This is a genomic window from Nostoc sp. UIC 10607 (genome assembly GCF_047228265.1).
GTDB lineage: Bacteria > Cyanobacteriota > Cyanobacteriia > Cyanobacteriales > Nostocaceae > Nostoc > Nostoc foliaceum_A.
Genome location: NZ_JBIQNW010000144.1, coordinates 1 through 4,957 on the forward strand (window position 1 = coordinate 1; position 4,957 = coordinate 4,957).

Annotated in this window: 6 protein-coding genes; 3 read left to right on the forward strand and 3 right to left on the reverse strand. The window is 40.4% G+C overall.

From position 1 onward, the window contains the following. Nucleotides 1-1,043: ARPP-2 domain-containing protein (locus ACEYW6_RS35740; RefSeq protein ID WP_412983536.1), on the forward strand; the 1,043-nt coding region annotated here is incomplete at its 5' end. Between the two features lie 220 nt (nt 1,044-1,263). Continuing rightward, entirely contained in the window at nt 1,264-1,800 is a 537-nt protein-coding gene (locus tag ACEYW6_RS35745; RefSeq protein WP_412983537.1) for a hypothetical protein, read from the forward strand. A gap of 50 nt (nt 1,801-1,850) precedes the next feature. Here ACEYW6_RS35745 and ACEYW6_RS35750 read toward each other — a convergent pair whose 3' ends face one another. Further along, nucleotides 1,851-2,540, reverse strand: coding sequence for a thermonuclease family protein (locus tag ACEYW6_RS35750; RefSeq protein WP_412983538.1), 690 nt, complete (start codon nt 2,538-2,540; stop codon nt 1,851-1,853). Nucleotides 2,541-2,679: 139 nt separating this feature from the next. Next, nucleotides 2,680-3,132, reverse strand: a complete 453-nt coding sequence (locus tag ACEYW6_RS35755) for a DUF1392 family protein (RefSeq protein ID WP_412983539.1) — start codon at nt 3,130-3,132, stop codon at nt 2,680-2,682. A 115-nt stretch (nt 3,133-3,247) separates the two neighbouring features. Here ACEYW6_RS35755 and ACEYW6_RS35760 point away from each other — a divergent pair, with 115 nt between their 5' ends. Next, entirely contained in the window at nt 3,248-4,009 is a 762-nt protein-coding gene (locus ACEYW6_RS35760) for a sugar phosphate isomerase/epimerase family protein (protein ID WP_412983540.1), read from the forward strand. Between the two features lie 97 nt (nt 4,010-4,106). On the opposite strand, the gene infC is transcribed toward ACEYW6_RS35760, so the two are convergent. Next, nucleotides 4,107-4,622, reverse strand: coding sequence for a translation initiation factor IF-3 (gene infC, locus ACEYW6_RS35765; RefSeq protein WP_265277021.1), 516 nt, complete (start codon nt 4,620-4,622; stop codon nt 4,107-4,109). Nucleotides 4,623-4,957: the final 335 nt, after the last annotated feature.

A 4,957-nucleotide genomic window follows, 5' to 3' on the forward strand; every position in this document is an offset into this window, starting at 1 on the left:
TGATTTTTGCGATGGCTGCGCCCGCCGAAGGCATCGCTTGTTTTTTACCGGATCTGACAAAACCGCATTGCTCCCCTCACGGACTAGTGCTGTCTTGGACTAATGACGGTAGTCCTGTGGGGGCTTTTGGGGGACAGCTTTTTCAAAGAGATGGTAAACAGTTAAACTATGGTTGCGCCAGTGTTCGGTTAATGCACCGGATGGTAAAGCGGGAATCTAGTAATCAACTGAGATTTTTGCCACTGCACTTGGCAATGGAAGGCTTTTTATCAATGTTCTTTTCTGGCCCTGATATCGCCTGGAGTGAATATTCTAAGTATGCCCTTTCTCATGGGCTGGGTAGCCGAATGGAAAGCTCTTTTAGTGGACGTTACATTGCTGGACTTGAAGATGCCTTGCGGGTATTTGAAATTCACTCTCGACAGGTTGGGGTATTAGTATTTGTTGCTGAGGCATTAGCATCAGCTTTTGTAGTACCGACCCCAGAGGACTATCGACTTTTGCACAATAGCTTGTTAGAAGATTTTTATGGTGAGTTATTGTACCAATACGCTTTACTGCACGATACAACTTTGGCCATGAATGTATCTTTAGATGAGTCAAAAATTAATGATTTAAAAGCTTTGAGAGCAGCAGTACAAAATATGCGTTCAGATTGGGCATCGTTTCAGGGTTTCATGGCAGACGGACTGTTAGGACGCAAGTTAATTTCTCAAAAAGTCTATACTGCTGGTTCGTTCATGTTACAACGATTTATTACTGACCTCAACCCCAACGAAGAAAATCATATTGGGGAAGCAATTATTCGAGAGAATGGTGAATTGGAGTATTTGAAGACTTATCGCTTATCAGGTATGCAGACTCGCCGAGTTTATTTGCTGAGTCAGTTAGCGGAGCATAATTGGAATTTGGATGCTACAGCTAGTAAATTAGGCAATACACGAGAGGAATTTGTGCTGCGTTTAGAAAAGGTGGGTTTTGGTTATTTGCTTAATGCAGAAGTAAGACTTGCAGCACTGAAAAAAATCAAGGGTAAAAGGTGATATAGGTATATTATCCTAATTAATTTGAATAAATTATATGGATTGCTCTTAGGCAATGAACTACGAAGAATAGAGCAAATTCAAAGGAGTTCGACTTCAACAACCTTCGACTAGCTTGAATCAACACATTGCACACTGAGTATGTAAAAGTAAAAGGCGAAATATTGTTATTGGCAGCCAAGGTGCGGGGAGGATGTTAAAGCCAGATTAAACTAAGAGTATGAGAATTGGTATTTTCGAGCAGATGACAGTTAATAATGGATTAATTCTTACGCTTTTTATTCTGATTATAAGCCTGCTAGCTCTTGGCTATGGTTTTGGTGTGAAAGCTCGACGTTTACCCTTTACGGCAGAAATTGGGTATAACCAGCAGCAATGGCAATTTCTGCGATGGTGGGTCAAATTAGCCTTAGTTGCTGGAGTTTTGTTACCGATGTGCTTGTTAGCTCTGGCTTGGAAACAACCATCTTCATGGGTATTTTGGGGAAGTTACCTGTTGATAGTCGCCGTACAACTCATATCTGAACGTATTTTTAGTCGCTCCCTAGTGCCAAGTATTGTTGTACCTATTGGCTTTTTCTACACAGCCTTTCGGTTGTGGCAGCTGCTAGATGGATTCACACAATTAACATTTTCCTATTTGACATTAGTGGGTTTTGGCGTTGTTGTCTTGTTTTGGGTTTCTAACTTAATAATGTTGATGGTGATGCCCATTCCAACAATCTTTAAAGGTTCGGAGTCAATTTCACAATCTTGATTTTAATGAAACATTTTTACTGCCTAGCTGAAAGCTGTGTTTCGTCGTAGTTATTTTTCACATCCGATGCCATCACCATCTCGATCAAACCCATGAGGATCTGGTGGCAGCACTTTAAACCTTCGTTGGCTAATATCTCGGCAATTTAAGTCTGGTGAATTCTTTGGAATGCAAAAATCTGGGTAAGCAGGATCACAGTTATTCTGTTGCTGCGGTTGGATCGGTTGTGAAGTTGTCTTTTGGGTAGCTCTGTGGCGGAAGTCCCAAGGCATCACAGGATTAGCCTGACTCCAAAATGCTAAACGCTGTTGTTTGGCGGTGTTTTCACCCTGCAACAAACTATCTTGTGACTCTGGACAGCCTTTGAGATACTGACGATAAACAACAGCTTGCCCTTCTTGCACCATACTCACGTTGACACTGCGATTCTCGACAAACACCTCTGCAACTAAGCGCTTATATTTGTCAGTTTCAATAGTACGTAGAGTAATTCCTTGTCCCACTGGCAGCAATTGTTTAAGTCTTGCAGATGATTGCTGTCCCCAAGGGCTTTGCTTCATCTCTGGTGCATCAATGCAAGCGAGGCGGACAGTCACAGTTTTGTTACCAGTTCTCACCCGTATGGTGTCACCGTCACCGACGCTTACAACTGTAGCGGTAAGATTTTTGGCAAATACGGGTAACGACATTTGAGCTACAAGCAGAACGCTAATTGCAACAAAGGGAATTTTTGGAAGCATCTGTAGTAATAATCACTATATAATACTTATAATTCCCAGACAACTAATTAAAAGTAGCTAATAAAACTAGTAACTTGAGATTAATAACCCAAATTGTTAGTTAACTTGGGGCTGCTCTTTTGTTGCAACTGAGTAATCGTCATACACTAACATTGACTAAATCAACATCAGCAAGCCATATTGTTCTGCTTTGGGCAGACACTTCTTCTAAAATTGGAGAGCGCCACTCTACCCCATAAAGCCAATTATCTTTGAGGCTAAAAATTCCTTGAATAATACGGCGTGTCGGCTGTTCACCGAAATCAACCTCAACTATATCCCCCAATTTAAAAGCTGGAGTAGAAACAGTGGACTTTTCTAGTAGATTTGTTCTATGAAATTCTTGTTCAGCTAAGTAGAGAGTTTCACTCTGGCAAACAATTGCATAAATCCATTGCTGTCTTTCCCACTGAACACCACAGCAGTAGCCTGACAAGTCTGAGATTGGCAATAAAACTTTTTCTAACATTTTCACTGCTAAGGGAGGCATGGACTGACCCCATTCAGGAGAAATATGCCAACAGGATTCTAAGGCGGTAATTTGGTTAATCATCTGGGAAGTAGTTGTCTTTTTTATACATACACTCACTTGCATCAGTCTGATCCGGAATATAATTTAAAATAAATATAGAAGTGATTGACTGATATCTGATGGTTATTAGTAGAGAATGAACCAAGCCACGCTCGCTTATGTGGAAATGTCTCTACCAGATGGAACTCAGGCAGAAAAATTTGCAGCCATCCGGCGTTGGGGCATCGGTTTAGAGATTGCTAATTTGGAGGATATACAGATAGACGTGTATAAATCTGCCCAGATCCCAATTACTGCTGTGCAGGCATATCAAATGCACGATTTCCATCCGCTTCATCGGAATGCCGAACATCGTCATCAAGCCAAAATTCATGTAGAACATACCTTGGAGGTAGCCGCTCAACTGAATGCCCCTAGAATTGTGACAGTCTGCGGCTTTGGACATAATCTAGCAGATAATCCATTAGAACGAGCGGTGGATTTCTTCTCCAACTTGGCTCAACGAGCAGCAAAGTTAGGGGTTCGCATCATGATTGAACCCTTGAGTCCCAAACGTGCTGGGGCTTTAACACATCCTGATGAGATTGTGTCTCTCATCAGATGCCTAAATCAACCAAAGGTGTTTTCTATTTTGCTGGATACTGGACATCTGCTCGATAGTGGTTTTAATCTCAATTTGTTTTTCTCCCTTTGGCAGTATCCAGTTGAAGAACTGCAACTCAAAGGCATGAACTCAACTCCACCAACCTTGACCATACCGCTCACGAACTGGATAAAAGCCAAATCCCCGCCTGATGTTATTTGTATAGAGCATCGTCAGGCTATTTCCTGGAAAGAATTTGACCAGATTATCCAAATATGTTCTCACTCCCTAGAGAAATTAAATAGAAACATTTGAGTTGCAATTACCCTTGTGAGTTTACAGGAACTGAAACAGCATTGGGAATTCTGAAGCGATCGCACTTCTAGAGTTAAGATATCTCTTAAAAAGTAATTTAGGCAGGAATGATTAAAGCAATTAGTGAACGCTTATCAAGTGATTGAACTTTTCCTACAGAGTTGAGATCAGTTACAACCCGATCTAATAGTTCTCCAGCTTGCTCACGATATTGATGTTCCCGACCTCGTAAACGAACGGCAAACTTCACCGAATCGCCTTTACTCAACCACCCAACTGCTTGTTCAATACGTAACTTATAATCAGCTACACCTATATTCAAACCAAACCGAACTTCTTTTACTACTGGTCTAGCACTTTGTGCCTGACGCTTTTTCTTTTGATACTGAAGCTTACCATAATTCAGAATCTTTGCAACTGGAGCCTCTTTTCCTTCAGACACTAATACTAGGTCTAACTCTAGGCTTTCGGCTAGCTGTAATGCTTCATTGGTATCGGTTAAACCACGATTATTATTCTCATGGTCAATCAAGAAAACTTGGGGTGACTTGATTTGCGAGTTTATTAGTTGTTTTGGAATTGCGATAACGTTTGACTCCCATGTATTACAAATCTATAGAGTATTAGTCATACCGACTATTGACAGCTTTGTTGTATAAATCTATCGTAACTTAATCTTTTGCTTCTCTTTATTTACAGAACCTGCATGGCATGGAGCGCTTCTATTGAGAATCTCATACATATTTTGGCTTTGACTAATTATATAATCACTTTTAGCAGGAAATTGTGTGAAGCTGTAAGAGAATGAAGAATTAAACTTTCTTCTACTAATCAGTTCTAACTTACATAATTGTAAATATGCCTTCAATTTCCATCCGTGAGAGGTTAAGATAAAGTGCATTTTGTCAACCAGTTAAAATACTCAAAATAGTCTTATTGAAAATGATA

Coding starts and splice junctions, on each gene's coding strand:
- ACEYW6_RS35745 (WP_412983537.1), top strand. CDS start 1,264: ATGAGAATTGGTATTTTCGAGCAGATGACAGTTAATAATGGATTAATT.
- ACEYW6_RS35750 (WP_412983538.1), bottom strand. CDS start 2,540: ATGCTTCCAAAAATTCCCTTTGTTGCAATTAGCGTTCTGCTTGTAGCT.
- ACEYW6_RS35755 (WP_412983539.1), bottom strand. CDS start 3,132: ATGATTAACCAAATTACCGCCTTAGAATCCTGTTGGCATATTTCTCCT.
- ACEYW6_RS35760 (WP_412983540.1), top strand. CDS start 3,248: ATGAACCAAGCCACGCTCGCTTATGTGGAAATGTCTCTACCAGATGGA.